We start from the raw sequence: 26733 nt of genomic DNA, 5'->3' as shown, positions 1-26733 counted from the left end.
ACCGAGATCGTTGAGGCGACATCTTGGCAAGCACATACGGCGAGAGGTGCAATCTCTGGTGCGCTCAAGAAGAAGCTTGGCCTAGCAATCACTTCCGAGAAACACCCCGAGCGCGGCACTGTTTACAAATTAGGCGCTGTCTGAGCCAGCCCATCATCGCCAGTGCTCGAACAGCCGCCGTAGGGCGTAGCTGCGAAGTAAGGAGATCATCACGAACAGCGCGCCGATCGCGAGGTTGTCGCCAAGGCTGACTTGCAGCCCAAACCATGGGAACACCACGATCTGGGTCATCACGGCCAGCGTATAGCCCACCACAACGTTGGTGATCGCCTCGATCAGCGATTGACGCCGCGACTGCATCACTCGGCCAGCCGCTTGGACTTGAGGCTGGCGAAACTCTCCCCGCTGTCTGCTAAAACAGCCTCTTCACCAGTGAAGGCTTGCCAGCGCTCGATGGCCACATCGACGTAAACCGGGTTCAGCTCGACGCCGTAGCAAATGCGCCCAGTGGTTTCCGCCGCGATTAGCGTGGTGCCTGATCCCATGAAGGGCTCATAGACCGCCTGACCTGGGCTAGAGTTGTTCAGGATTGGGCGGCGCATGCATTCGACCGGCTTTTGCGTGCCGTGCACGGTCTCAGTGTCTTGGTCCTTGTTTGCGATTTGCCAGAGCGTGGTCTGTTTGCGATCACCGGCCCAGTGGCCCTTGCCTTTGGCACGTACGGCATACCAGCAGGGCTCATGCTGCCAGTGGTAATCCCCGCGGCTGAGGACCAGCCGGTCTTTAGCCCAGATGATCTGGGAGCGGATGTTGAAACCGGCGGCAATCAGACTGTCGGCCACAGTCGCTGCGTGCAGAGCGCCGTGCCAGATGTATGCGACATCACCAGGAAAGAGTGACCAAGCCTCGCGCCAGTCGGCGCGGTCGTCATTCAGCACCTTGCCTGTGCGTTTGGTCTTTGCGGCCCCAGCCTGATTGCGCCAAGAGGGATCGTATTCCACGCCATAGGGTGGATCGGTCACCATCAGTAGCGGTTTGACGCTGCCCAGAACGCGTCCAACCACATCGGCGCTGGTGCTGTCACCGCAAATCAATCGATGCGATCCAAGCTGCCAAAGATCACCGGTGACTGACACCGGGGTGACCGGAGGCTCTGGAATGTCATCCTCGCCATCGACAGCGCCGTCGTAATCCAGGGCTACCGGGTCCTGTAGCAAAGCATCCAGATCCTCATCCGAGAAGCCCAACAGGTCGAGGTCGAAGTCTTCGGCCAGCAAACCCGCAATTTCGTCGCGCAGCATCACCTCGTCCCATTCGCCAAGCTCGGTCAGCTTATTGTCAGCAATCCGGTAAGCGCGACGCTCTGCTTCATCGAGATGGCCAATCCGGATGACAGGGGCCTCGGTCAGGCCCAGCGCGCCGGCTGCCAGCACGCGGCCATGGCCCGCGATTAACTCGCCGTCGTCCGCCACTAAGCAGGGAACGGTCCAGCCGAACTTGGCCATGCTGGCAGCGATCTTTGCCACCTGGGCCTCGCCGTGGATCTTCGCGTTCTTGGCATAAGGCCGCAGCTTCTCGATCGGCCAGAGCTCAATCTGGCGCGGCGCAAAGACAAGATCCATGGGGTGAGTATCTCTTAGGGCAGGCGCGACACATACTGAAGCCTGTCCTTAGTCTAAGGACACACCCGCGATCGCAATGTCAGGAAAACGAAAGCGCCCGCGAGGGGTGTCCTCCAAGCGCAATTCTTCGATGATCAAGGGGTACGTCAAGAGGAGCAGCATTGTCAAAGCCAAATGTGAATCAGAGTCACATTTTTTGGGGGGGTGGATTTTGGGGTGGCTTCCCGCTGGGTTCCTCTTTGGCTAAAGCTGGCTTGGGCGGATTCTTGACTAAAATACTAAAATCCACCTTTGGCACCCTTGGTTGCTGCGCAAGTATCTGTTGTTTATAGGCTTTATCTGAGGTGCGATCGCAGGTGGCTGCGAAGTGGATTCCCCGGTGAAAATCCAAGTCGCTAGAAAACTTGCGCGCTGCGCCCCCCCGTATACGCAAAGGCCCGGGGAGGAACCATGGGTGGGGGGTGGTCATCTGACCACTGGCAGATCTGATATACGCGTCGTGTATCTGGGACTTCGATGATCGGCGCGTAGCTGCCATGGCCGCAACATACCCTCACTGGCCAGTACCATCGTCTTTTTGCCAAACCGGTTGTTGACCGCATCAAGCGCGGTCATCAGCTCTGGTGATCGCTGCGGCGCATCGAACAGCGTCCTCGGTCGATCCTCAAGAGGGAGTAGATCATCCAGCATGACGCCTGCTTTGGTAAAGCCGTAGCTTTGATTGTCGACTTTTGGCCAAGCGGCTAATGCACATCGCCTGGCGGCTGCGACCATTTCAAATGTGTCACAGGACATCGGTGTCAGGCGTGTTGAACGCGAGCCTGCATATTGGGGCCGGTCGGGGCGGTGCCGGTTGGTGTGAAAGAACACCGTCAAAGTGCCCGCGACCAACCCGTGTTGTCGGAGCTTTTCGGCAGCGCGCGTCGCATGTGCAGTGATCGCCTGAAAAAGGGTGTCGAAATCCGTCATCGGCGTTCCTGCTGAACGGGTGACCGCCATGCCTTTGCGCGGAGGTTCTACGTCATCAAAGGCGATGCACGGCTCGCCTTGCAGCTCAAGCACCGTGCGTTCCAAAACAACTGTGCCCAGCGCGCGTGCTTGTCGGAGAGGCATGTCTCGTAATTCTGCCGCCGTGCAAATACCGAGACGCTCCAATTTTTTCGTTGTACGCCTGCCGATCCCCCAAATGTCACCAACCGGGATGAGGGGAAGCAGCCAATCGGCAAGGGAAGGGTCGGTCATATCCAAAACACCAGCAAAGATTGGGTTCTTTTTCGCGATGTCATTGGCGCATTTTGCGAGGGTTTTCGTCGTGGCAATCCCAACCCGCACTGGCACGCCGACGCGCCGCAAAACATCCCGGCGCATTGCACTCGCATGAGATTCGCGGTCCTTGAAGCCGCTGAAATCGAGAAAGCACTCGTCGATTGAATAGATTTCGACGTTCGGTGTGTAATCCTCGTAGACCTCGACCACACGGCGGCTGATGTCGCCATATAGCGTGTAGTTTGAAGAAAACACCCGAACCCCATGCGCTGCGATCTTGTCACGCAGCAAGTGTAGAGGGTCTCCCATTTTGATGCCCAGCGCCTTTGCCTCATCGCTGCGTGCGACAGCACAGCCATCGTTGTTTGACAGTACAATGACAGGGACGCCCTTCAGAGATGGATCAAAAATCCGTTCTGAACTGACATAGAAGTTGGCGCTGTCGCTGATGGCGATAGGTTTTGTCACGCGAGATCATACCGTCTCACAACACCCGCAATGACGCCCCAGATCTCACCGTCTTCTGTGAGTTCGATGTCTGGAAAGGCCTCTCTGCTGTTTGCCGGCGCAAGAAAGTACTTACCATCCCGCTGGCGCAGGATTTTTGCAGTTACGGCCCCCTCTACGACCGCAAGTACCGCGCGCCCCAAGCGCCGTTTGCCAGCGCGATCAACGGCGATGATGTCCCCGTCGCGAATTCCGACGTCCCAAAGGCAGTCGCCTTCGACCCGCCACCAGAAAGTTGATGTCGGATGCCGGACGACCCAGGCAATGGGGTCGATCTCGTCTTCAAGGTCATCCCCAGCAGGAGACGGAAATCCAGCGCTTACGAGAGGTAGCTGGACAGCAATTTTTTGGCCGGTCGCAATGATAGGTTCTGCGATTGGGTACACTGGCATCTGCGATTCCCTGCAAGTTCACTATTTGTTCCAAATTTCTCTATTTTGGCGTGTCGCGTCAAGCGCTGTGAGTACCATGTAAATATCGAGCGATCTTGATCGGAGGTTTGGATGTGAACGGCCAAAAACTGGCCTTGGACAGCTGATGACGATACTGCAGTGCAGCCCTTAAGACTAGACATTTGCTGTAAGCACACAATCCGGCGAAAGCCTAATTCACAGTTCGCGGGACTTTTCCGACCATTGCACTTTCCCTACAAATGGCTAATTTTAATATATCGCGCGTGCAACAAAAAGCAGAATGGCCGGGAAGTTCACACTGGCTATAGTTGCGTTCGTTTCGGTGGATCATTGTTGAAAAGAGCATCTAGCACGGCTTTGAGTGTTGCGATCAGTCCACTTACGAGGGCTTAAGCACCTTTGGCAATTGGCGCATTTAAACATCGGATCTGCCTTCGCGGCATCCTGTCAAGCAAGTTAAAAAATCGCCTGGTTTTAATGTAGGCGAGTGACAAGCTGAGGCGTAACAGCGACGGGCTGCTCTTTAAGGTGTATAAAGCGTACAGAGGCGTAGCCCTTCATCCTCCTTCTATCGCGTATCGGGGTGCATGATCACTGGAGCAGTTGGAGCACCTGAAGCTTATCGCAAGCGCACCAAGATCATTCGCTGTTCAGCACCCTGTCTGCCATGACGGCCGCGGAGGTGCGATTGTCTATGCCCATTTTCTGGAACACCTGCTCCAGATGCTTGTTCACAGTGCGCGCGCTCAGCCCGAGGATCGCGCTGATATCGCGGTTGGTTTTGCCCAACGTCAGCCAATAGAGCACTTCGGACTCGCGGGGGGTAAGATCAAAGCACTTCGCCAGAACGTCCTCCTTGCTGTCGATATTGCGCCGGATCAGTTTGATCAACACCTCTGAGGCCGACGTCATTCCGATGAACTGGAAGGTCACGTCACCGACCTCAAAGGTCTGCACTGCCGAGACCGGCAACGTGCTGCACTCGGCCACCCACTTGGTCCACGCACCGCCCAACTCGCTCAATTCAACGCAGTTCAACACCTCAACGGCCCTTTGTGAGCCCCAAAGGAACGCGCCTTCGGGGTCAAATGCCAAAACTGAGCGACCCGATGTGTCCAGCGCTTCACGGGCGCTTTGTAGAAGACGGGAATTGATGATGTGCGTGCTCAGGCGTGCGATCAAGACTTCTACTACAACGGGCTTGGTGATGTAGTCGACGCCTCCCGAGGCGAGCCCCTCGACGATGTGCTCTTTTTCCGTGAGCCCCGTCATGAAGATGATCGGGGTCATCAGAGGACGCGGGCCTGATTTGAGTGCGCGGCAGGTTTCAAACCCGCTCATACCGGGCATCATTGCATCCATCAAAATCACGTCCGGCTCAACGCGGTGGGTGAGCTCAATGGCCTTCGCGCCATCGGTTGCCACAAGCACGGTTATCCCGCTTTGCTCTAGCGCCGCAGAGACCATCCAGAGGGACTCCGGACTGTCATCCACCACGAGGGCGATACATTTGTGCCCCAGTTCATTTAGCGCCATCATTTGCGGCCTCCAAAATGTTGACGATCCCGCCCATGTCAAACTGGGCGAGACGCGCTTCCAATCGCTCCAGAATGGCCGGATCGCAGGCGTTCTCCGCGCGCATTCCGGCAATCAGACGTTGCAACCCGCCTGCGTGACCGAGGTTGGCGGCTTCAAGCAAGCGCGCACGCAGGTCCGGTGACAGGCGTATCGGCTCTTGCTTCGCATCATCTGCCGCGTCAGTCGGCGCGTCTTTGAGCAGTAGCCTGATCTTGAGAAATTCGGCTATCTGCATGGCCAGATCGTCGAAGTTGAAAGGTTTGGCAAGGAAAGCATCGTGCAAGGCGAGCCTCGGTCGGCTTTTGCGCTCTTCGTCCGCATGACCGGAGATGACGATGATCGGGATGTGGGGCCATTCCCCTGCGCGCAGCCCTTGCGCAAAGGACCAGCCGTCGCGTCCGTCCATGTTTATGTCGAGCAGAATGATATCGGGCACGGCTTCTTGTAAGATCTGGTCGGCCAGATCCGCCGAACCCGCTAGGAGCACGTTGAAACCGATTTTGCTCAGAAACTGCTCCGTCATCATGCGGTGGTTCGCGTCATCGTCGACCACAAGCACCGTTTTGCGCGGCCCTTGATAGCCTTGAAAAGCGGGAGCACGGAGGGCGTCCGTAAGGGGTTGCTCATCAAAGACGCTGGGCGAAATAGAGGGCAGCATCAACTTCACAGAGAACGTGCTGCCCTCTCCAAGAATGCTCTTCACGTCGATCTGACCACCGAGCACCTCCACCAGAAGCTTGGTGATCGTCAGCCCCAACCCGGATCCCTCCCGGCCCGATTGGCCTGCCCGTTCGAAAGGGCGCCAGATAGACTCCAGTTTTTCCGGCGCGATCCCCACGCCCGTATCCGTCACCGAGATCAGCGCGACCTCGTTGCGGTAGGCCAGTTCTAGCTTGACCGAGCCTGCAGGGGTGTAACGGATCGCATTGGACAGAAGGTTGATCAGAATCTGTCGCAGGCGCTTTTCGTCGGTTGCCACAAGCGTGGGGACAAGCCCGTGGGTAGACCAGTTAAAGCTGATCCCTTTCTCCTTTGCCTCGGCCTCGAAAATTGCGGCGGTCTGATGCAAGAGCATGGGTAGGCTCACCCGATCGCGACTGATTTCCAGCCGTCCTGCTTCAATGCGGGAAATATCCAGCAGCCCGTCGATAAGCCCCGCAAGATGCTCCGAGGAACGGCGGATACTCGTGATCGACACGCGCCAATCGGAGAGACCCTGTTCTTTTTCAAGGAGCTGCGCGAAGCCGTAGATGGCATTGAGTGGGGTGCGCAATTCGTGATTGAGGCCGGACATATAGCGTGTTTTGGCAAGGTTCGCGGCTTCTGCTTTGTCTTTGGCCTCCTGCAGAGCGAGGTCTGTGCGCTCGTGGGCGCGTATCTCCTTAAGCAAGCGGTCGGTTTGGCGCTGGGTCTCTTCCATCGCAGCCTTTCGGCTCTCGCTTGCGAGGATAAACATCCACACACAGACTCCGATCACGATCACCATCATACAGAAAATAATCGTGAGGATGGCATCAAACGTATCCGAGTTTGCATTCGCAAACGCACGGATCACCCAAAGTAAAATGCCCGAGACAAGCGACAACCCCGCAGTGGTGACAATCACCTGCGACAGGCGCGAGAGAGCGGCGTCGGCCATCCGCTTTGGTAGATTTGCCCGGAGCGTCTGCTCAACGCTCTTGTCAAGACGGCCATGGGGTTTGCAGTAGTCCTGGCACGCCGTGTCGAGGCTACAGCAGAGCGAGCAGATTTTGCCGTAGTGGAAGGGGCAGTCGCTCATATCTTCCGCGTCAAAACGATATTCGCAGATGGAGCAAGTTTGCAGGCCTGTTGGGCTTGGCGCATCCGATTCGGAGCGCGCGAGATAATAGCGTCCTCCTGTGGCCCAAGCGAGGATCGGGGCCAAAACAAAGGCTGTCAAAAGCGCCACAAAGGAGGAAAAGGCCTCTGCCAGTTCCCCAAAGAGCCCGGCGTAGGCCATCAGCGAAAGCACGCAGGCCGCAACCATGGAGCCAATGCCCACAGGGTTCACATCGTAGAGGTGGGAGCGGCGGAACTCGATGCCCTTGGGGCTGAGGCCCAGCGGCTTGTTAATCACCAAATCCGCCACAAGTGCGCCGATCCACGCCACTGCCACATGCGAGTAAAGGCCGAGCACATGCTTGAGACCCGTGAAAACGCCAAGCTCCATGAGCATGATCGCAATCGCCACGTTGAACACCAGCCAAACCACACGGCCCGGATGGCTTTTGGTCAGGCGCGAGAAGAAGTTGGACCATGCAATGGAGCCAGCATAGGCATTGGTCACGTTGATCTTTAACTGCGACAGGATCACGAAGGTCGCCGTTAGCCCGAGCAAGAGCATAGGCGACGTAAGAACCTGTTCAAACGCCGTGTAATACATATGCGTGGGGTCTGTAGCGTCCTCGGGCGGCACGTTTTCGCGGATCGCGAGCGTGACGAGATAGGAGCCTGCGAGCATCTTGATCATGCCCAGAAAGGACCAACCTGGCCCTGCTGCAAGCATTGCCAGCCACCATCTAGTTTTGTCCGCGCGTGTCTTCGGCTCTGGCAGGAAGCGCAGGAAATCTACCTGCTCCCCGATCTGCGCCACAAGAGAGAACACCACGCCGGAAGCCGCCCCCAACATCAGAAGGCGCGAGGCATCTTGCACTTCTGCGTTGCCCTCAAATCCGGTCCACATTTCTATGTCATAGCCAACAATGGCCAGAAGCACGAAGGGCAGGATGTGAAGGGCGGCCCAAAGCGGCTGTGTCCACGCCTGAAACGTCGAAATCTTGGAAAACCCGTGCACAACTAGTGGGATCACGACCAGAGAGCTGACGATATAACCCGTAAAAAGCGGCACCCCGAAGCAGAATTTGAGCGCCAGAGCAAGGATCGCAGCCTCAAGTGCGAAAAAGATGAAGGTGAAGGAGGCGTAGATCAAGGAAGTGATCGTGGAGCCCAAATAACCAAAGCCCGCGCCCCGGGTCATCAGGTCGATATCGAGGCCATATTTGGCGCCGTAATAGGAGATCGGCAGGCCGGTCAGGAACAGGATCGCCGCGACGAGCATGATCGCAATAATCGCAGTGTCAAAGCCGTAGGTGAGTGTGATGACCGCGCCGATGGCCTCCAGCGCGAGGAACGAAATGGAGCCAATCGCAGTATTTGCCACGCGCCCGTAGCTCCAGCGCCGGGCCCGGCGCGCGGTGTAGCGCAGCGCGAAATCTTCCATCGTCTCATTCGCGGCCCACCTGTTGTAGGTCCGCTTTTCGCGTGTCGCTTTAAGATGAGCGGTCATCAGTTTCCCAAAAATTGGGAGCCCGACCAAAGAACGCAACGCCGCTGCCTCCGTATCGGCCCCCCGGCCAATCTACCTCTAACCTTTATGTGCGCAGAACGCGCATCCCTATACGTCATTTAACGTATACTGCACTGCAGCATTTACCACAATTGTCGTTGGTAGGGGGTGATGTGGAATCGCCCTGTTCTTGAACTCTTTACAAGGGGGCGACATGTCCAAGGAAGATTCTTCATACAAAAACAATGAGGTGAGCCGCCGCGCGGTCCTCGCCGGAGGCACCGCACTGACGGCTTCTCTATTTTTACCAAAGGACCTGCGCGCGCAGGATTTCCCGACCGCTGAGATCAACACAACAGGTCTCGCTGTAACTGACGACACCGTCACTATCGGTATTTTGCACTCGGTCACGGGCACCATGGCGATCTCGGAAACGGGCTCGGTACAGGCTGAAAAGCTGGCGATTGAGCAGATCAACGCCCAAGGCGGCATCCTTGGTCGCAAAATCGAATATATCCAAGAGGACGGCGCATCTGATTGGCCAACCTTCGCGGAGAAAGCGCGTAAACTGCTGGTGAATGACAAAGTGGCCTCTGTGATGGGTTGCTGGACGTCCGCCTCGCGCAAAGCGGTTCTGCCCGTTTTTGAGCAGCACAACGGCTTCCTCTACTACCCGACTTTCTATGAAGGTCTCGAGCAATCCCCCAATGTGATCTACACTGGCCAAGAAGCCACCCAACAGATCATCGCGGGCCTCGATTGGGTCAACCAGACCAAAGGCGCGAAAAGCTTCTACCTGCTCGGCTCCGACTACATCTGGCCGCGTACATCTAACAAGATTGCGCGCAAGCACATCGAAAACTTCATGGAAGACTGCAAAGTCGTGGGCGAAGAGTACTACCCGCTTGGCCACACGCAGTTTAACTCTGTCATCAACAAGATCCGTCTGCGCAAGCCAGACGTGATCTACGCGATCGTTGTGGGTGGCTCTAACGTGGCCTTCTACAAACAACTGATCGCTGCTGGTATCGACCCAACGGCGGAAAGCCCCCTTGTGCTGACCATCTCCGTGACCGAGGACGAGATCCGCGGCATCGGAGGTGAGAACATCGAAGGCTCCTACGCCTGCATGAAGTACTTCCAATCGCTGGAAAATGAGAACAACCAAGCGTTTGTCGCGGCCTTCAAGGAGATGTGGGGCGATGACATCGTGATCGGCGATGTGACCCAAGCCGCCTACCTCGGCCCATGGTTGTGGAAGGCTGCGGTTGAAAAAGCGGGCAGTTTCGATGTGGACAAAGTCCGCGAAGCCAGCCCCGGCATTGAGTTGGCGGACGCCCCCGAAGGCTACGTCAAGGTGCACGAAAACCATCACCTCTGGTCTAAAACCCGCGTGGGTCGCGCCCAGGCGGATGGCCAATACGAAGTGGTGTTCGAGACGGCGGAACTCGTGGAGCCGGATCCCTTCCCCGAAGGCTACCAGTAAGTCCCGACACGTATCGCGCGGCCCGTCTGCCAGGATCGGGCCGCGCAACTTTTCTCTTTTTATCCTTCGGAGGTGTCATGTTTGCTGATTATTCCATGTCTGAACTGGGCGCGATTTTCGCGATGCAAGGATTCGCCGGCCTGATCCTGTTTTCGGTTTTTGTGCTCATGGCCCTGGGGCTTGCCATCATTTTCGGCCAGATGGGCGTAATCAACATGGCCCATGGCGAGTTCATGATCCTCGGCGCGTATGTCACTTACCTGACCTCTATTTTCTTCGCAGACTACATGCCTGCGCTCTTCAGCATTTATTTCTTTATCGCGATGGGGTTGGCGTTTCTTGCCTCCGGCGCGTTGGGGCTATTCGTGGAATGGGCCCTCATACGCCACCTCTACAAACGCCCGCTTGATACGCTGCTGGCCACATGGGGCCTCAGCCTCATCCTGCAACAAGCCTACCGCAGCATTTTTGGCGCACGGGAAGTTGGCGTGTCGATACCCGATTGGATGATGGGCTCGCTGCCTTTGACAGATCTCATTGAGATCCCGATCAACGGGATTTTCGTGATGACCCTCGCGGTCAGCATTTCTATCGCGATCTACGTGCTCATGTTTCGTTCTGGCTGGGGCAAGCAGGTCCGTGCGATCAACCAAAACCGCGTCATGGCCAGCGCTGTTGGCATCAACACCGAATGGACAGACCGCCTGACGTTTGGCATCGGCTGCGGGGTGGCTGGCGTTGCAGGCTCTGCCTTTACAATGATCGGCTCCACAGGACCCACCGCAGGCCAGCTTTACATCGTGGACACCTTCCTTGTGGTCGTCTTCGGCGGCGCAGGCTCGCTCCTCGGTACCATCGCCTCCGCCTTCTCGATCTCTCAGGCGCAGTCAATCATGGAATTCTTCCTCTCCGGCTCAATGGCCAAGGTCCTCACTTTGCTGGTTGTGGTCGGCATCCTGATGGTCCGTCCGCAAGGCCTCTTCGCCCTCAAGCTGCGCAAATAAGGAGCTGACCCGATGCAATCTTCTGCTTTCATGTCCCGCAAAGAGATTATCAGTTTCGCAATCCTTGCGCTCGTGATCTTCATCATCCTGCCCATGGCGCTCGACAGTTTCCGCCTCAACCTCTTCGGCAAATACCTCACCTATGCCTTCGTGGCGATTGGTTTGGCGCTGTGCTGGGGGGCAGGGGGAATCCTCAGCCTCGGCCAAGGCGTGTTCTTTGGCCTCGGCGGCTACTGCATGGCGATGTTCCTCAAGCTGGAAGCCTCGACGCCGGAAAACACCTCGATCCAGTCGACGCCGGGCATCCCGGACTTCATGGACTGGAACCAACTCAAGGAACTGCCGGGGTGGTGGGAGCCCTTCTACTCCCTCACCTTCGCACTCTTTGCGGTGGTCGCGGTGCCGGTGGCCTTTGCCTTCCTCATCGGGCTCGCGATGTTCACGCGGCGCGTGGGCGGGGTCTATTTCGCGATCATCACACAGGCTTTCGCAGCCATCCTGACGATCCTGATCATCGGGCAGCAAGGCTACACCGGAGGCGTCAACGGCATCACAGATCTGCGCACGTTTAAAGGCTGGGACATTCGCACCGATGAAGCCAAGGAAATCCTTTACTTCGTGAACGGCGCGCTCCTCTTTGTGGTCCTCTTCATCGCGCAATACGTGCGCAAATCTAAGCTGGGCCGCCTTCTGATCGCCATGCGCGACCAAGAGGACCGCGTGCGCTTTTCCGGCTACAATGTCGCCAACTTCAAGATTTTCATCTTCTGCCTCGGCGCCGCTTTTGCAGGCATCGGCGGGGCCATGTTCACGCTACAGGTCGGCTTCATGTCACCGACGCTCGTGGGCATCGTGCCCTCCATCGAGATGGTGATCTTCTGCGCAGTGGGCGGGCGGCTCTCTATAGTGGGTGCGGTCTACGGCGCGCTGTTGGTGAACTGGGCCAAGACCTCCTTCTCCGAAGGCTTCCCCGAGCTTTGGCTCTTTGGCCTCGGCGGGCTCTTCATCGCGGTCGTGATGCTTTTTCCCAACGGTTTGGCTGGGGTCTGGAACGAGAAGATCGAGCCGCGTCTGTTAAAACCTCTGGGCCGCAAGCCCGACCTGATCCGCGCCTCCAAAAGCGCCCCGGCGGAGTGAGTTGAGATGTCGAGACCTACATCATCCAAACTTGAAGAAGCGTTCATCCTTTCAGTCGAGGGCCTCACGGTCTCCTTTGATGGCTTCAAAGCCGTTGACGACCTCAGTTTCTACGTCGAGCCCAATGAATGCCGCGTCATCATCGGCCCCAACGGGGCGGGAAAAACCACCGTGCTGGACCTGATCTGCGGGCGCACAAAGGCCACGGACGGCTCGGTGAAGTTCAAGGACAAGGAACTGCTCAAAATGCGCGAGGACCAAATCGTGCACGCAGGCGTCGGGCGCAAGTTCCAAACCCCTTCGGTCTACGAGGACCTCACTGTCTTCGAGAACCTTGAGTTGAGCTATCCCAAAGGCCACGGCGTCTTTGGCGCGCTGATCTTCAAGCGCGACATCGCTGTGCGCGCCCGCATCAAGGAAATCGCGGAGACGATCTTTCTCGATGACCAGTTGGACGAAAAAGCCGCCTTCCTGAGCCACGGTCAAAAGCAGTGGCTGGAGATCGGGATGCTGCTCATTCAGGACCCTGAGTTGCTGATGCTCGACGAGCCGGTCGCGGGCATGTCCGTGGCCGAACGCAAGAAAACCGCCGAATTGCTCAACCGCATCATTCAGGACCGCTCGGTCATCGTGATCGAGCACGACATGGGGTTCGTGGCGGACATCGCGACCCGCGTGACGGTTTTGCATCAAGGCAAAACGCTATCGGAAGGCTCCATGGAGCGCGTTCAGAACGACCCCAAGGTCGTTGAAGTCTATTTGGGGCACTGAATAGACCAATGAGGAGATATTGAGATGCTAAACGTGAAATCCCTCCGCTCTGCCTATGGTCAAAGTGAGGTCCTCCACGGCCTCGATCTGGAGGTAAAGCCTGGTGAGATCGTCGCCATCATGGGGCGCAACGGCATGGGGAAGACCACGCTGATGAAAACGCTCATGGGCATCGTGCCCGAGAAGGACGGCAAGGTCACCGTGGACGGGGCGCAGGTCTCTGGGCTCAAGGTGCACCAAAGGGTTGCCAATGGCTTGGGATATGTGCCGCAGGGCCGGATGATCTTTTCGGCCATGACGGTCGAGGAAAACGTCGAAACCGGGCTCACGTCAACTAGGCAAAATACCGTGCCTGAAGATATCTACGAGCTGTTCCCCGTGCTTCTGGAGATGAAAAGCCGCCGTGGCGGGAACCTATCGGGCGGTCAACAACAGCAGTTGGCAATTGCCCGCGCGTTGGCCTCCAACCCCAAGGTTTTGCTCCTCGACGAGCCAACAGAAGGTATCCAGCCCTCTATTATCCGCGAAATGGCACGCACTCTGCGTCGCATCCGCGACGAGAAGGGCCTGACCATTATCGTCTCCGAACAAGTGCTCAGCTTTGCCCTCGATGTGGCTGACCGCGTGATGGTGATCGAGAACGGGCAGTTCGTACATGACAGCCCGCGCGACGGCATCGACGAGGCCAAGGTCTCAAAATTTCTTTCCGTATAACCAGCAAAAACCAGGAGGTAGACAATGGCTGATACATTGATTTCGGTGGATTTGAGCGAAAGTCCCCACACCAATGAGAACATTCACAATCGCTGGCACCCAGACATTCCGATCAATGTCTGGGTCGAGCCCGGTGACGATTTCAAGATCGAAACCTATGACTGGACAGGTGGCCAGATCAAAAACGACGACGACGCCTCGGATGTGCGCGATGTGGAACTGGAGCAGGTGCACTACCTATCCGGTCCCATTGGCGTTAAGGGCGCGGAGCCGGGGGATCTTCTGGTGGTCGATATCCTCGATATCGGCGCCAAAGAGGAGATGAACTGGGGCTTCAACGGCTTCTTCTCCAAACAAAACGGCGGCGGCTTCCTGACCGAGCACTTCCCGTCAGCGCAGAAATCCATCTGGGATTTTGACGGCATGTTCACCAAGTCCCGCCACGTGCCGGGCGTGAAATACGCGGGCCTCATCCATCCTGGGCTGATCGGGTGTCTGCCCGACCGCAAGATGCTTGATATGTGGAACTCCCGCGAGACCAAGCTATTCAACACAGACCCCGAGCGCGTGCCACCGCTCGCAGCTCTACCCAACACTCAAAGCGCGCATATGGGCGCCATGAAGGGTGATGCGCGTGACGCCGCAGCCGTTGAAGCCGCGCGAACCGTGCCGCCGCGCGAGCATGGCGGGAACTGTGATATCAAGGACCTCAGCCGTGGCTGCAAAATCTACTTCCCCGTCTATGTCGACGGAGCAGGGCTCTCTATGGGCGACTTGCACTTCAGCCAGGGCGACGGAGAAATCACCTTCTGCGGTGCCATCGAAATGGCGGGCTGGCTACACCTAAAAGTGACGATTATCAAGGGCGGTATGGCGAAATACGGTGTGAAGAACCCGATCTTCAAGCCTTCGCCGATCAAGCCAGTCTATGACGATTACCTGATTTTCGAGGGCATTTCTGTCGACGAGTCCGGCGAACAGCATTACCTCGACGTTCACGTCGCCTATCGCCAAGCTTGTCTCAATGCCATCGAATATCTCAAGAAGTTCGGCTACACGGGCGCGCAGGCCTATTCCATCTTGGGGACGGCCCCTGTGCAGGGGCATATCTCAGGCGTGGTGGACATACCGAACGCCTGCGCCACGCTCTGGCTGCCAAATGATATCTTCGAGTGGGATATGATGCCCAATGCCGACGGACCAACGAAGTATCTCGACGGCAGCGTCGACATGCCCATCGCACCTGACCTTTGATCCCCCAGCCGGTCCCGCAACGGAGCGCGCGGGGTCGGCATTTTGCTTAACTGGAGTATTTCCATGCCCGTTTATGAATACAAATGCGATGATTGCGGGGTCTTTGAGACCATCGCCCCCATGAAAGCCTTCGCAGATCCCTGCGATTGCCCCGATTGCGGCCTGACCGCCCCACGCGTGATGCTCTCCGTGCCCCATATTGCAGGGCTGAGCGGGAGCATCATGCGCGCCCATGAGACCAACGAGCGCTCCGCCGATAGTCCCAAGAAACTTAGCTCCCATGGTCCGGGCTGCGGCTGCTGCAGTGGAGTTAAGAAGAAAAACAGCACAACCCTTCACCGCCCCGACGGCTCCAAGAGCTTCCCAACGAAGCGGCCTTGGATGATCTCCCACTAACAACACCCGACGAAATGAAAGAGCTTCAAACCGCTGCTCCCAAACGACCAAGGACCATAGTTTCTTTCAGTGGCGTGCACCCGACGATTGTCTTTGACGCATGCGCAGCGTTCTGCGGTACTTGAATTCCCACCGTGGCAGCCATCTCGAATGGATTGTGCCCCACCTTATCGTGGACCAAAGAAATGGCTTGCGATGAGCATACAGTATGAATTGCTGCTTGTAGTCACATGAAGTAGCGGTCTTGCATCAGGTGGCCGCAGAGCCAACCCTAGCTTTGAAGTTTGGCGGCGGTTGTCCTAACGGGCGAAACTTGGTGCCTTGCCCCTCTGAATGCCATTTTGCCGCGCAGTGGAATTCGCAGCGGCCACGAAGAGCAGCCGTGTAAACCGTGACGGCAGACAGCCCATTCGGCGCCGAATGTCTCCCAAGGGCAGCAAGTTCTCATCTACTATCCTAAGATGCTCGCAGGCGGCCATCCATCCAATTTGCTTTGGACTCGTTGCGGACGTCGAACGGAGTGCAGTATTGGGTCATATCTCATCGCAGCTGGCGACGCGCTCGGCCCTTATCGGCCACTCACCGGTCATGCCGACGCCGCAGCGCAGCTTCGCGAGACCGGCCATTCGTGAACGTTGCAGCATCCGATCAAGAGTGAAGGTCAAGAAAGCGTACAGTGGCCCTGCAAAGTCGCGAACGAAAAGTCCCTGATGGAATCATGATCGAGCCGATATCAATAACCATTTGACTGCGCCGCAACAGGTTGCAGCAAAACACATCCGCCTTTTTAAACTCCGAAACGATGCGCAAACATTATTCTTGATCGAATAACAGAATGCAGGGGTTATTTTTCGGTGTGAGGATCGTCGTTCGAGACTTCCCACGCGTCACGCTGACCCGAAAATTCTGTCGCGCTTGATCGCCATCGTATTCGGGATCATTGGAGCGCACGATGCGATCCAAGTTTGCGACAATCTTGCCCTTCGAAATTCGCGGCCACCCCTCAAAGATAATTACTTCATCAAATTGCTTACCCTTGGCCTTGTGCATGTTCATCACAATGACGCCGGTTTCGGGCTTCTGGCTTGTCGCAAAGTGCTCTTGAACGAACGCCTGCTGCACAATCGACAGCGCGTTGATGTAGGCGCCGTTTTGCCTCCAGTCTTCCGCTAAACCCTGGCGAAGCTGTGTACCTCGATCCAGCAACCGCAAGTTTCTCACTTCTTGGGCAAGCCCTTGTAGCCGTGAACATTCCCCATTTTCAATCAGGGCGCGCATTGCGCGCCAATCCACGTCAGGATCACCGGTTAGGCCAAGGGTTCGCGCCTGCTCGTAAGTGTCAAATGTTTTTACAAGAATACTGTTCCCGCGGATGGCTTTGCCTTCCGTCAGCCGTTTGACGTATTCGGCATGCGCCTCGCGGAACTTCTGCGCTGTTTGAAGATCGCCCTGTCCCGGATCGTCACCACCTCTCCCCTGGAAATAGTTGCAGAGAAGGTCGAGTAATCGGGCGATATCTTGATCGCCTGACGGGGGCTGCAACAGGAAAGCAATAAGCTCCGCTCCCAGAATGGCACCTTCGAGCTCAACAACAGCGGAGTGCGGTACAGGTGTCATGCCCGCAGGTGGCTCCCGAAGCTTGTCGGCGACAAGACGGGTCATCTTTTTAGTTGGCACTAGGATAGCTAGCGACCAATCCTTCTTGCCGCTCTTCACCAAGCGTTCGCGTGCCTTGTAAACGCGGGTAACGAGCTCTGTGAAGGCTTGGTCGCCGTTTGGTGGATAGCCTAAACAGCAAATGCCAACATACTTTTCCTGCGTAAACCTACCGCGCAATATCTCATTTCCGAACAGCGCAATCTCCGTTCCGGCACTTCGATGATTGTCGTCGCTGAGATCAATTTCAGTCGGCGCGAACGCATCTCGAAATTGATCGAGACGCTCTGGGTCGGCTCCCTGAAAATCATAGATGCGTTGTTCCGGATCAGCCAGGGCAACCAACCGGCAATGCTCACCGAGGGCTTGAACCACATGCCATTGGTCAGCATTGGTATCCTGAAATTCGTCGAGGACGATCACGGGAAACATATTGGCCACGAGTTGGCGAATGCGCTGGCTACCGTGTAGGACCTGTCCGGTGTAGCGGGCAAACAGGTCAAAGCACAAACGTCCCTCTTCCATAGCGAGCCGCTCGCGTTCAGCGGTTTCGCGGCCCCGCTTCTCGGCCAGTTCCGTATCACCCAGCTTTGAATCAGCGCCCATTTCGTTTCTAATGGCAGAAAGGGCAATGGCCTCAGCCGGCGGAGGAAGAAGTGAGAGACGGCGCGGCAGGCCTAGCAGGTAGCCGTGAGCCTTGATAATCCGCCAAAAGAAAGAGTGATACGTTTCGACTTCGATCCGTTTGCGTTGTTCAGACGGTAGTTGATGCTCGTACTGGATAGCTTCTGCAACACGGGAAACGGTCGCGCGTGCGAAGCTGAGGAAGAGAACGCGCTGCCCAGGGCCGAGGGCTTCGTCGACCGCCTGAGCGGCTTTGAGGATCGAGATTGTCGTTTTGCCGGACCCCGGTCCTCCAGTGACCAGTAGATGACCGTCCGCCGCGAGAATCTCGCGTTGCTTCTCAGTCAGCTCCATGGTCGTCCGCTGCCGCTAAAAATAGGTCTGGCCCTGCATCGCCACCGTTCTCCGCGTCACCATCCGCGGTTGGTTGAGGATCACAGAGTTCCTTCAACTCTGCGGCTTTTTGCCGAAGCCATTCCGGAACTTCTGCCTCACTGCACTGAGCTAGAAAGTCCGCAGAAACCCAGTTTGCTTTCCCCCACTCGAATAACTCGGCCATTGCCGCGTCAATATCATCAGCAGGATTCGGGTACTTGTGCTGAAGATGCGGCGGCCACGTAACGCTTGCTGAATAGCGTTTGAGGGCATCCTCCGTGGTATTTTTTAGCACGAGGTCTTCGAAGCCGTGTTCCCCATGCATGAACAAGGCCTCTACTTCAGCTTTAATAGCCGCTTCATCAGCTGGGTCTTGATGGTCGCACAGGCCAAAAACGCGCTTCCCCAAGCCCGCATAGAGCTTGGCAAGGTCTGCTATCTGCGTGTCAGACCCCGCATCGATGATGCATATGCCAAGAGCTTCTAGAGAAGCGTATTTTTCCGGGTCAAGTTCGGCCAATCGCCTACAAACTACCGGGAAGGACTGTGTTTCCGTCGCACCCTCGGCAATCAATATACGGCGGGCGAGCAATCCCTCACAGAAACGGGTACGAAATTCCTGACGATAGCGCTTTAGCTTAACGCTATTCGGCAACTCAATCTGAGCTTGGCCGAGAGCGCCATGAGCATCACGGCGAAGCACAATGGTCTCTTCGGTCTGAAATTCTTCAAGCACGTATGGGGAATGCGACGTGAAGATTGTTTGGGCTGATAGCTTCCGGACTTCGTGGACAATGCGCTTCTGTGCATAGGGCGGTATCGCGGTTTCGGGCTCTTCCATGGCAAAAATGACGTTCTGCTTGTCCTCGGCGATCTGAGAAAGCATCGCCAGCACGAGCATATTCAGTGTTCCCGTTCCTTGCCGATAAAAAGGAGCAGCATGGTCGCCATCGCCTGTCGCGATAAACGCGGTGATGACCTTGCGCAGATGCTCTCGAGTGAGGTTGGAAACCTTGAGATGGGGGTGAATGCCCCACTCCTTCGGCACATACTTTTTGAGAGAGGCATTGATGCTCTCCAAGACGCCCGTAATGCCGAGAGCAGGATCGCTGGCAACGTCATACTCAGAGAGGTGCGAGAGCGTGGCTTCCCACATCTGCGGGCGCAGTTCCTTAAGCCGCAAAATAATGTCGAGCAAACTGCCGCGTTCGAGGCTAAGAGCGCGCGAGCCGGTCCGGAGCGAGCGAAGATACAGAAAACCACAACGCTGTTTGTCAGTTTTTCTGAAGGGTTGCCCGCTTTCGCCCTCCGTCAAGCTACGTGTAAAGAACGTCTTGCCTTGGAAATCATCTTCCTCAGGCTCGTACCAACCAAGAAATGTGACGCGTATGGCCTCGGAGATGTGCGCAGGGTCTACGCCTTCAGGATTCGGTTCCTGATAGAGTTTGGACTGTTTATTATCCCAAAACTCTATCGTATCTCCGAAATGCGCTTTTTGCTCGTCGTTGAGGTCCACGACGGTTACGTCAATGCGGATAATCGGCGCTTCCTCAGCCTCTGTAGCTTCATCGGGTGCCCCCTCAACCTCAGGGGCAGTTTCCATATCGCCATTCGCAGGACCCTCTTCACCATCGCCCGCGCCCTCACCTACCGGTTCGGGGGGCAGATAGCGGCCCTGATAGAAATCGTGCTCGTCGATGGGGGCCATGCGGTTGAGACGATCCGGACCTAGGGCAAGGTCGATCGCCTCAAGCAACGATGTTTTTCCGGTATTATTGTCGCCAATCAGCACAGCGTGATTGGGCAAGAGTATTTCCGTTTTGTTGATGCCGCGGAAGTTACGGACTTCTAGATGGCATATTCTCAAAATTTTATCCTCAGAAATAAACAGCTTAAAGCAATCAAAGCATTCTCCATACCTCTTTGGTTGTACGAAGATGCTGAAGGCAAGCGTTGCGAACGTCAAGAAAGGGCTGGGAGCGATAGTTAGACGCGCGCTAAATGAACGTCAGTACTGGATCGATTGGGTCAGAATCGAGCCCGGCGGCCCGACTTTGCAAAGGTCACTATCTGCGCACCGCCAACCTTCATGCGTGGTGCAGCATACAAGCAGAGTTAGTGCCGACGGTGAATGGCCGCTTTCTCCACAACCACACAAGCGTCTCGCAGATGCAGCGAATTCACACTTCCCGCCCACCGCAACAGTCACCTGCGGTCCCACGGCCTCGCTTTCGGCAGTCCTCCCACAATCTCAACCTCTCGCAGCATGCCCCCAACCTGGAGCCCGTCTCGCACCCAGCCCAGTGCTCGTCGCCAAGCCTTATAGTCGCGCCGCGCGGCCTCAATTTGCTCTGGATAGGGATGATATGTAACGGGGCATACCCGAACCTCCACCATCCGCCACTTCCCCCGTGAAAGCACCCGCTCGGTACCAACCACCACAGTCGTTGCATGATCTCCATACCGATTGCGCTTCATCTCAACCGGCACGCAGCGCGGTACAGCCCCAGGCATCCAGTCCGGTGTAAGCCCAGCGCGGGCGAGCTCTGCCACGTGGATAGCCATGCGCTTGCCTCCAAGATCATCCGGCATTCCCGTAACAGTGGCGGCGATCACTTCCGCGTCCTCATGGGTGTAGCTGTCTTTTTTGTATCGTCCGCCATCAATCTGGCAGCCAAGCGCTGCCCGCTGCATCAGCACGTGCTCTAATCCATAGCCTTGCCCTTTGCCGCGCTCTTGATCAGGCGGCTCAGGCAGCTCCAGCTGAGCGCATTCGGTGCGAAACGCCCATTCCAGCGCTTGCTGAACGGTCATCAAACGCTTTGGACGTCGATAGTGGGATTGGGAACCGCCGTTTGGTGCTGAGACGACCGCTTGACCGTGCAACTTGCGATCAACCCGGCTCATAGCACACCTCGCGTCCGCAGCTGGTCATGGCTCACCAATCCGCGCTCCAGCATGGCTTGGCACATGGCGGCGCTGATCATGCTGGGTGGTAGGTAGCCCTGGCTCTTCACGCGCTCGGCATAGAAGGCAGCCAGCTCATCAATGCTGGGCGTAGCCCCTGAAGCTGCCTTTCCCCGCTGTGCTTTGGCTTGCTGGCCTTTTGAGACATCCGAAGCCGCTTTGAGCTGCGCCTTGCGCTGGGCGGCGCGCTGCATTACGCGGTCCAATGCCTTGGGCCCGTCTGGGGGCTCGGGGTGGTCTTGGCGAGAAGCCTTCGCAGTCTCGATGATTTCGGGGTTGGTCAGCCTGAGGTCCGTTTGCCACCGTCGAAGGTGCTCCCGAGGCGGCCAACCCTGCCACCAGCCTGGAAGAGGCCCGTCAGGATCGAAGCCTAGTGCTTTGAGCAGCTTTCTAAAAAAATCATCAAATGCAATTTCGCGTCCTCGCGCGTCCTCCTCCTCCTTTACTGGTTTACTTAAAGGTTCCCTTACAGGGTTAGTGTCCCATTTTGAGACACGGGAATTGCCATTTTTGAGACACGGGTTTTGCCCAAAATGAGACATGGGTCCGTGTTCTGTTTTGAGACACGGTGTAGCAGGGGCTGACGGTGTTTTACCCCGGTCGTCATAAGGCGTTTCAGTGTCTCGCCCGTGTCCCAAATCCAGACACGGGGGTTTAGCGGTGTTTTGCGATGCGGATGAAGCGTCCTCAGGAGGGCAGAGCGGCGCTGTGTCACCCACACTCGGAGAGGCGTTCCCATCACCGGATGGTCGTGATGCACGCGCACCACCTCCATCTTTGAACTCAAACCCCAGCAGATACCGCGTGGGGCGCTGCTGGCCGGTCTTGGTGTCGACGATGCGCACGCGCTTGATCAACCGTCGGGCCTCCAATTCGTCGAGGTGCCGGTTCAGCGTCGCGCGCCCGATTTCACAATCATGCGCCAGGCGCGCTTGCGTCGGGAAACACCCGAAGTCCGGGTTGAACCTGTCACAAAGATGCCAAAGCACGATTTTGGTCGTCGGCTTTAGGCCGCGCTGTTGTATCGCCCAATTGGTGGCGGAATGGCTCATGGTGCGACCTTCCCAGTTGGAGAGGTCACACGCGTTGTGAACCCGTGGTCTGCTAAGGCGCCCAGCGCGTCATCAAGCGATCGCACCAGCGCCCAGCTAAAGCCTTGCGCCAGCACAGCATCCCGGAACGTTTTCTGCGCTTGGCTAAGCCGCCCCTTGGGGGACTTCAGTTCGAGAAACAGCGGCCGTCCCTCACTGAGGATCATCAAGTCTGCAAAGCCGGGATATACCCCCATGCCGACCAGGATCGCTTGTTTGCGTGCCCCACGTGGGCCAGCCTCGGTCACCTCATTGGCGCTGTGGTGAACGATCGCGCCTTTGGGGAGGGCAAAGCGCAGGGCAGTCACAACAGCGCGCTGCAGATCCGCTTCAGGTGTTCTACGGTGCGTCATGAGCCGCCCGCCCCATCTGGTGCAGGCAGCCGCCCAGGCGTCTTGGCATCAAGCACGACAAGCAGGATGCGCGCGTCTTCGCGCTCCTCAAAGGTCTCACCATGTGCAACCAGCACGTTACAGGCCATCCGCACGAGGTAGTCAGAATGGTGCGCCACATCCGCGATCACCATACGCGCCTCCCGCCGACGCTCTTCGATCCAGTCCTGGCGGGCGCGATCCCGGGCGCTGGGCTTGCGGAAGGGAAGGGGAACGCTCATCGGCGTGCCCCCCGGCGCCCGCGAGTGACGCGTGTATTTTCTTGCTCAAGTAGCCAGGCCTCAACCGCGTCCCGACGATAAAGGACCCGTCTCCCAATGCGCGTGCAGGGTGGCCCTATTTGGCGGGCTTCCCAGCGGCAGAGCGTGTCACAGGTGAAGCCGAGCTCCACGGCCAGCTGCTGGCGTGTGTACATTCCCGACAACAAGGGCGCTGGGCGCGTCGGCGGTGAAAGGTGCTGATCAGGCATTGATGTCTCCGTTTCAAAGCTGGCAGGCGTCGCCAGCAGAGGCAGAGAAACATCCTGAACCGACCGGCCCCTAGGCAGTGACCGGCGGTCATAAGGAGGCATGAGTTCCGGCTAACAAAATCAGTATCTTGGCGTGTTTCGCACGCTTGGACCGGAAACCGGCGGTCATAACGACACCGATCCCGGATTTGAATTCCGGACCTGTTGCAGGAATCATGCGCACTGCGCAGCACCAGGCCGGGAACTGTCAGTCTACGGCAAGGACGGAAAGTCGCCGCGTCGGTACTCGGCAACAACCTTTGCAAGCCCGACAGGCTCCAGAACGGTGACGCCATCGCCCCATTTGTAGAGATGCCAGGCCATTTCCAACCAGCCGCTCGCGCAGAAGCGAACGATCATCCCACCGTCGTCAGTTTCCTCGACGCGCTGGTCCGGGTGGAACTCGAACTCGCGCGCAACTTTCGCAGCCTCCGGGCTGAAGCGCCACGCGACAGGTCCGTATTCCTCTTCGCTGTAATAGGAGCCGAATGCCTTTGCCGCATGAGCCTGCAGATCAGCCCCCGGGTCCTTTTGAAAAGGCTGATCGATAACGGCGATGGCCGCGATGCGATCAAGGCGGAAGCTGCGCAGCCGGTCATCCTTGTCCGGGTCGCGGGCAATGAGGTACTCGCGGATCCCAAACAATAGTCCATAGGGCTCAAGGCTGCGATCCGTGGTGACCTCATCCTCTTTGCCTTGATAGCTGACCGACAGCTGCATGCTGGTTTCCAGAGCTTCTTCGATCGCAGACAAAATTTCAGGGTCCAGGCGCGCACGAGGGCCGGGGCGGTAGGCATGACCGCGCGCCTCCAGCACGGCCTTGGCGTTGCGCTTGATGGCCCGCGCCTCTATCGGCGTAATGCTGGCCAGCATGCGATCACGGATGGATTCAAGATGGTGGACCTCCAGGGGCGATCCATGCTGCCGCGCGCGCAGGATGGCGGTTTCGAGAGAGGCCAGCTCTTTCTCTCTGATGCCCTGATACCGTATCAAAGGCTCATCGTGCAGCTTCCACCATCTGGTTCGATCCGGATCCTTGCGTTTTTCAACCGCAGGGAATGCCTCCTCGAATAGGTGAATAAGGCGTTGTGCGGTCCGCGTGCGGAGCTTCAGCAGTCGCTGGATGTCATCCATGTTGATGCCATTCTCCCTCGCGAGAGCCGCTTCAGCCAGGCGCAAAACGTCGAGAACTTTCCTCATGTGCCAAATATTTCCCTCTCAACGTCAGAAGTTGACGTTGAGCCTAGTGCATTCCCGGTCGGCAGGCCAATAATCGCGAACCCGAAGCCTCAGCGATTCTCTGAAGGAGAGTTGCAGGTCGTCACGTGTTGCGCGTGAGGTATCGGGTTCAGGTCCGGCGCTGAGGGTTTCCACCGGATGGTCATCCTGTCCATCGGTGATTGATCTCAGCACGAAAGCGACGGGCAGGGCGCCCGCGCGATCGACAGAAGGAGCACCATATGTCTCTGCCACCCCGACCAATTTTTTCTCTCAACGAAGTCGCCGCGCGTTGGGGATGCTGCCCAACCGATATTGTGGGCTGGGCGCTCACAGGCCAATTGCAGATGATGACGGCGGTTGGCCCACTTGTTTGCGGCGCCGAGCCCGTGGCCGGTCTTGTGCAAATCAATGCCGCCGACATCATGGTGATGTTCCGACGCTATGCGCGCAGCGAAAAGTCATGCACCGTGCGGCATATCCTTCCCGACGGAAGCGCCATCTGGCGGTATGTTACGCATCCAAAACAGGGACTGCGGTTGCGCCGGGCGGACCTGCTGCTGAAGGCTGATGATGTGCTGGCTTTTGAAGAAGAATGCGATCTTCTTCGGCGAAAAGGTGGCCGCAAAGGCGGTGCCGGGGGCAGCGAGCCGCGCTATGACTGGGACGGCATGTTCGTGGAAATGGTGCGCATCATCAACGAGGAGGGCATTCCCCAAAAGCAGGCTGATTTCGTGTCCCTGATCATCGACTGGTTCCATAGAGAGTCCGAAACCGGTGATATTCCCGATGAGAGCACCATTCGGAAACGGGTCGCAGCGGTCTGGCGCCGTCTCACCGCGCTGGCGTGAGCCCGTCAGCTTGCAGCACGATCGGTCTTCGTATCGTGCACAAGGACGGGTCGCGGCCGAAAGGCCTGGGCCACCGCATCAACGCCAGCACGCAAGGGGGAGTCCATGAAATGGGCGTAGCGCTGTGTAGTCGACATTTGCGTGTGGCCCAGCAGACGCCCGACCATCTCGAGCGAGGCGCCGCCGCTGACCAAGAGCGACGCGAATGTGTGGCGCAGGTCGTGGATGCGCACATCGGGGATGTCCGCCTCGCGCTGCATGTTGCGCCAAAACCGGCGGATTTCCCTAACAGGCTGGCCCGGCGTGTCGCCAGGGAAAAGCCAGGGCGAGCCCTTTGGTACTACCAATTTGCGCTGGCGCACGATCGTGGCAACGTCCGCGGAGATCGGTATGCGATGGACTTTACGCTGCTTGGTGGTGTCAGCCGGCTTGGCCCAGCTGCCATAGTCGAGGTTGAAATGCTCAAAGCGCGCCGTGCGCACTTCACCGACGCGCGCGCCGGTCAGCATGCACATGCGGATGATCCCGGCTGCGCGCTGATCCTCAGCGTGGTCAAGTGCGGTGGCGAGCCGCGCCAACTCCTCATGGTTCAGAAAACGCTCGCGGCTGTTCTCAATCCGCATACGAAAGCCTGCTGCCGGGTTGTCCTCCCGCCATTCCCAGCTGATGGCCAGATTGAACATCTTGCGCAGAAGTTGCCCTACCCGGTTGGCCCGGATCGGTGTAGGTTTCCAGCCTTGCAGTTTGCGCGCGCGGTTGTTGGGCTTGAGCTTTGAGGGACGCGGCCGCCCCTCGGCGACCTTGTTCAGAAAACGTTCCACATCCTGCTTGGTGATTTCTGTCACGAGCCGGTTGCCCCATTCAGGTTCGACCATCTTGCGCAGCATTGAAATCTGGTCCGAGGCGTTGCGCGGCGCGAGCCGGGGTAGGTGTTCCTCAATATAACGATCGATCATGTCGCTGACCTTCGGAGCCTCGCGCTCGGTCTCGCGAACAGAGAGCGGATCAACACCCTCGTCGATCTGTCGCCGGATTTCCTTGGCGCGTTCGCGCGCGGCCGTGGTGGTCCATTCCGGCCAGGCGCCAAGTTTGTAGCGCCGCTGCCGACCATTGATGCGGTAATCCAGCGTGAACGCCTTACTGCCCGATCTATAGACGCGGATGGCAAATCCGGCGATCTCGCTGTCAAACACCTGATAATCACGACCTTTGTCAGCCTCGAGGTTGCGAGCTGCTTTTTCATTCAGTTTCAATCCGTTGCGCATGAATTCCCGTCTCCTTCTAACTGTGACATGAGGCGTAGATCCGCTCTCGAATCAAGTTAGAGCACGTCAGTACCGCCGGAATTTAGGAAGAACCCGGAACTCGTAAGCGCGGGATAAATTCCGGAAACTGGAGAAGTGACTGCGTATGGTGAGATGGCGTTCGCCACTTGCGGACGTGTGCAGCGTCCGCCCGGAGCATCTTAGCTGTTGCAGCGCCATCGACGTGGAGGGCGGGAAGCGGACGTTCGCTGCGTTCTGGACCGATGGCCGCTATGCGGACAAACCGGACTTGTGCGGTTGCGGCTTTTGCTGACGCAGCATTTCCTCGCAC

23 protein-coding genes are annotated in these 26733 nt (G+C 57.5%); 9 read left to right on the top strand and 14 right to left on the bottom strand.

Translation table 11 applies throughout. From position 1 onward, the window contains the following. The coding region (locus AC4GMC_RS08520) for a DUF3489 domain-containing protein (RefSeq protein WP_488089352.1) at positions 1 to 144 on the top strand (144 nt) is incomplete at its 5' end. 9 nt (positions 145 to 153) lie between these two features. On the opposite strand, the gene AC4GMC_RS08515 is transcribed toward AC4GMC_RS08520, so the two are convergent. The 6 genes from AC4GMC_RS08515 to AC4GMC_RS08490 form a co-directional block, all read right to left on the bottom strand. Then, the gene (locus tag AC4GMC_RS08515; RefSeq protein WP_487876069.1) at positions 154 to 360 is read right to left on the bottom strand and encodes a DUF7220 family protein; all 207 of its coding nucleotides are present in this window, start codon (positions 358 to 360) and stop codon (positions 154 to 156) included. Then, positions 360 to 1622, bottom strand: a complete 1263-nt coding sequence (locus tag AC4GMC_RS08510) for a site-specific DNA-methyltransferase (RefSeq protein ID WP_487876070.1) — start codon at positions 1620 to 1622, stop codon at positions 360 to 362. Before AC4GMC_RS08510 ends, AC4GMC_RS08515 begins: the two co-directional genes overlap by 1 nt. Before the next feature lie 465 nt (positions 1623 to 2087). Continuing rightward, on the bottom strand, positions 2088 to 3356 hold the full coding sequence (locus AC4GMC_RS08505) for a Y-family DNA polymerase (protein ID WP_487876071.1): 1269 nt from the start codon (positions 3354 to 3356) through the stop codon (positions 2088 to 2090). After that, entirely contained in the window at positions 3353 to 3787 is a 435-nt protein-coding gene (locus AC4GMC_RS08500) for a LexA family protein (RefSeq protein WP_487876072.1), read from the bottom strand. Before AC4GMC_RS08500 ends, AC4GMC_RS08505 begins: the two co-directional genes overlap by 4 nt. 660 nt (positions 3788 to 4447) lie before the next feature. After that, positions 4448 to 5347 (bottom strand): response regulator, encoded by a 900-nt coding sequence (locus AC4GMC_RS08495; protein WP_487876073.1) that lies wholly within the window; start codon positions 5345 to 5347, stop codon positions 4448 to 4450. After that, a complete protein-coding gene (locus tag AC4GMC_RS08490) occupies positions 5331 to 8693 on the bottom strand; it encodes a hybrid sensor histidine kinase/response regulator (protein WP_487876074.1) in 3363 nt (1120 codons plus the stop codon). Before AC4GMC_RS08490 ends, AC4GMC_RS08495 begins: the two co-directional genes overlap by 17 nt. Positions 8694 to 8907: 214 nt before the next feature. On the opposite strand from AC4GMC_RS08490, the gene urtA reads away from it, so the two are divergent. The 7 genes from urtA to AC4GMC_RS08455 all read left to right on the top strand — a co-directional run bounded on the left by urtA (position 8908) and on the right by AC4GMC_RS08455 (position 15455). Then, the gene (gene urtA / locus AC4GMC_RS08485; RefSeq protein ID WP_487876075.1) at positions 8908 to 10179 is read left to right on the top strand and encodes an urea ABC transporter substrate-binding protein; all 1272 of its coding nucleotides are present in this window, start codon (positions 8908 to 8910) and stop codon (positions 10177 to 10179) included. A 77-nt stretch (positions 10180 to 10256) separates the two neighbouring features. After that, positions 10257 to 11183, top strand: a complete 927-nt coding sequence (gene urtB, locus AC4GMC_RS08480; protein ID WP_487876076.1) for an urea ABC transporter permease subunit UrtB — start codon at positions 10257 to 10259, stop codon at positions 11181 to 11183. Between the two features lie 12 nt (positions 11184 to 11195). After that, positions 11196 to 12320 carry an urea ABC transporter permease subunit UrtC gene (gene urtC / locus AC4GMC_RS08475; RefSeq protein WP_487876077.1) on the top strand — a complete coding sequence of 375 codons (1125 nt, stop codon included), beginning with the start codon at positions 11196 to 11198 and terminating at the stop codon, positions 12318 to 12320. Between the two features lie 6 nt (positions 12321 to 12326). After that, on the top strand, positions 12327 to 13091 hold the full coding sequence (urtD, locus tag AC4GMC_RS08470; protein WP_487876078.1) for an urea ABC transporter ATP-binding protein UrtD: 765 nt from the start codon (positions 12327 to 12329) through the stop codon (positions 13089 to 13091). A 24-nt stretch (positions 13092 to 13115) separates the two neighbouring features. Beyond that, a complete protein-coding gene (gene urtE, locus AC4GMC_RS08465) occupies positions 13116 to 13805 on the top strand; it encodes an urea ABC transporter ATP-binding subunit UrtE (protein ID WP_487876079.1) in 690 nt (229 codons plus the stop codon). A gap of 24 nt (positions 13806 to 13829) precedes the next feature. After that, a complete protein-coding gene (gene fmdA / locus AC4GMC_RS08460; RefSeq protein WP_487876080.1) occupies positions 13830 to 15059 on the top strand; it encodes a formamidase in 1230 nt (409 codons plus the stop codon). Positions 15060 to 15122: 63 nt separating this feature from the next. After that, a complete protein-coding gene (locus AC4GMC_RS08455) occupies positions 15123 to 15455 on the top strand; it encodes an FmdB family zinc ribbon protein (protein WP_487876081.1) in 333 nt (110 codons plus the stop codon). 813 nt (positions 15456 to 16268) lie between these two features. Here the strand turns inward: AC4GMC_RS08455 and AC4GMC_RS08450 are convergent. The 7 genes from AC4GMC_RS08450 to AC4GMC_RS08420 form a co-directional block, all read right to left on the bottom strand. Further along, on the bottom strand, positions 16269 to 18089 hold the full coding sequence (locus tag AC4GMC_RS08450; RefSeq protein ID WP_487876082.1) for a UvrD-helicase domain-containing protein: 1821 nt from the start codon (positions 18087 to 18089) through the stop codon (positions 16269 to 16271). Beyond that, positions 18076 to 20076: an ATP-dependent nuclease gene (locus AC4GMC_RS08445; RefSeq protein ID WP_487876083.1), complete on the bottom strand. Its 2001-nt coding sequence runs from the start codon at positions 20074 to 20076 to the stop codon at positions 18076 to 18078. Before AC4GMC_RS08445 ends, AC4GMC_RS08450 begins: the two co-directional genes overlap by 14 nt. 239 nt (positions 20077 to 20315) lie before the next feature. Beyond that, positions 20316 to 20924: a hypothetical protein gene (locus tag AC4GMC_RS08440; protein ID WP_487879061.1), complete on the bottom strand. Its 609-nt coding sequence runs from the start codon at positions 20922 to 20924 to the stop codon at positions 20316 to 20318. An 89-nt stretch (positions 20925 to 21013) separates the two neighbouring features. After that, on the bottom strand, positions 21014 to 22129 hold the full coding sequence (locus AC4GMC_RS08435) for a helix-turn-helix domain-containing protein (RefSeq protein WP_487876085.1): 1116 nt from the start codon (positions 22127 to 22129) through the stop codon (positions 21014 to 21016). Beyond that, on the bottom strand, positions 22126 to 22521 hold the full coding sequence (locus AC4GMC_RS08430) for a VRR-NUC domain-containing protein (RefSeq protein WP_487876086.1): 396 nt from the start codon (positions 22519 to 22521) through the stop codon (positions 22126 to 22128). Before AC4GMC_RS08430 ends, AC4GMC_RS08435 begins: the two co-directional genes overlap by 4 nt. Next, positions 22518 to 22781 (bottom strand): hypothetical protein, encoded by a 264-nt coding sequence (locus AC4GMC_RS08425; protein WP_487876087.1) that lies wholly within the window; start codon positions 22779 to 22781, stop codon positions 22518 to 22520. The genes AC4GMC_RS08430 and AC4GMC_RS08425 overlap by 4 nt, the downstream gene beginning before the upstream one ends. Before the next feature lie 500 nt (positions 22782 to 23281). Further along, entirely contained in the window at positions 23282 to 24202 is a 921-nt protein-coding gene (locus AC4GMC_RS08420; RefSeq protein WP_487880204.1) for a helix-turn-helix transcriptional regulator, read from the bottom strand. A 431-nt stretch (positions 24203 to 24633) separates the two neighbouring features. Between AC4GMC_RS08420 and AC4GMC_RS08415 the strand changes: the two genes are divergently transcribed. After that, positions 24634 to 25137, top strand: a complete 504-nt coding sequence (locus AC4GMC_RS08415; protein WP_487876089.1) for a hypothetical protein — start codon at positions 24634 to 24636, stop codon at positions 25135 to 25137. Positions 25138 to 25142: 5 nt separating this feature from the next. Here the strand turns inward: AC4GMC_RS08415 and AC4GMC_RS08410 are convergent, their stop codons facing one another. After that, positions 25143 to 26402 (bottom strand): tyrosine-type recombinase/integrase, encoded by a 1260-nt coding sequence (locus AC4GMC_RS08410; RefSeq protein ID WP_487876090.1) that lies wholly within the window; start codon positions 26400 to 26402, stop codon positions 25143 to 25145. Between the last annotated feature and the right edge of the window lie 331 nt (positions 26403 to 26733).

The organism is Thalassobacter sp. (assembly GCF_982993085.1).
Note: the sequence above shows the minus strand (reverse complement) of the source record. Positions and strands in the feature narration are given on the sequence as shown.

Coding starts and splice junctions, on each gene's coding strand:
- AC4GMC_RS08495 (WP_487876073.1), bottom strand. CDS start 5,347: ATGATGGCGCTAAATGAACTGGGGCACAAATGTATCGCCCTCGTGGTG.
- AC4GMC_RS08515 (WP_487876069.1), bottom strand. CDS start 360: ATGCAGTCGCGGCGTCAATCGCTGATCGAGGCGATCACCAACGTTGTG.
- AC4GMC_RS08415 (WP_487876089.1), top strand. CDS start 24,634: ATGATGACGGCGGTTGGCCCACTTGTTTGCGGCGCCGAGCCCGTGGCC.
- AC4GMC_RS08440 (WP_487879061.1), bottom strand. CDS start 20,924: ATGACCGTTCAGCAAGCGCTGGAATGGGCGTTTCGCACCGAATGCGCT.
- AC4GMC_RS08435 (WP_487876085.1), bottom strand. CDS start 22,129: ATGAGCCATTCCGCCACCAATTGGGCGATACAACAGCGCGGCCTAAAG.
- AC4GMC_RS08410 (WP_487876090.1), bottom strand. CDS start 26,402: ATGCGCAACGGATTGAAACTGAATGAAAAAGCAGCTCGCAACCTCGAG.
- fmdA (WP_487876080.1), top strand. CDS start 13,830: ATGGCTGATACATTGATTTCGGTGGATTTGAGCGAAAGTCCCCACACC.
- urtA (WP_487876075.1), top strand. CDS start 8,908: ATGTCCAAGGAAGATTCTTCATACAAAAACAATGAGGTGAGCCGCCGC.
- AC4GMC_RS08455 (WP_487876081.1), top strand. CDS start 15,123: ATGCCCGTTTATGAATACAAATGCGATGATTGCGGGGTCTTTGAGACC.
- AC4GMC_RS08430 (WP_487876086.1), bottom strand. CDS start 22,521: ATGACGCACCGTAGAACACCTGAAGCGGATCTGCAGCGCGCTGTTGTG.
- AC4GMC_RS08490 (WP_487876074.1), bottom strand. CDS start 8,693: ATGACCGCTCATCTTAAAGCGACACGCGAAAAGCGGACCTACAACAGG.
- AC4GMC_RS08450 (WP_487876082.1), bottom strand. CDS start 18,089: ATGGAGCTGACTGAGAAGCAACGCGAGATTCTCGCGGCGGACGGTCAT.
- AC4GMC_RS08500 (WP_487876072.1), bottom strand. CDS start 3,787: ATGCCAGTGTACCCAATCGCAGAACCTATCATTGCGACCGGCCAAAAA.
- AC4GMC_RS08420 (WP_487880204.1), bottom strand. CDS start 24,202: ATGGATGACATCCAGCGACTGCTGAAGCTCCGCACGCGGACCGCACAA.
- urtC (WP_487876077.1), top strand. CDS start 11,196: ATGCAATCTTCTGCTTTCATGTCCCGCAAAGAGATTATCAGTTTCGCA.
- AC4GMC_RS08425 (WP_487876087.1), bottom strand. CDS start 22,781: ATGAGCGTTCCCCTTCCCTTCCGCAAGCCCAGCGCCCGGGATCGCGCC.
- urtB (WP_487876076.1), top strand. CDS start 10,257: ATGTTTGCTGATTATTCCATGTCTGAACTGGGCGCGATTTTCGCGATG.
- urtE (WP_487876079.1), top strand. CDS start 13,116: ATGCTAAACGTGAAATCCCTCCGCTCTGCCTATGGTCAAAGTGAGGTC.
- urtD (WP_487876078.1), top strand. CDS start 12,327: ATGTCGAGACCTACATCATCCAAACTTGAAGAAGCGTTCATCCTTTCA.
- AC4GMC_RS08510 (WP_487876070.1), bottom strand. CDS start 1,622: ATGGATCTTGTCTTTGCGCCGCGCCAGATTGAGCTCTGGCCGATCGAG.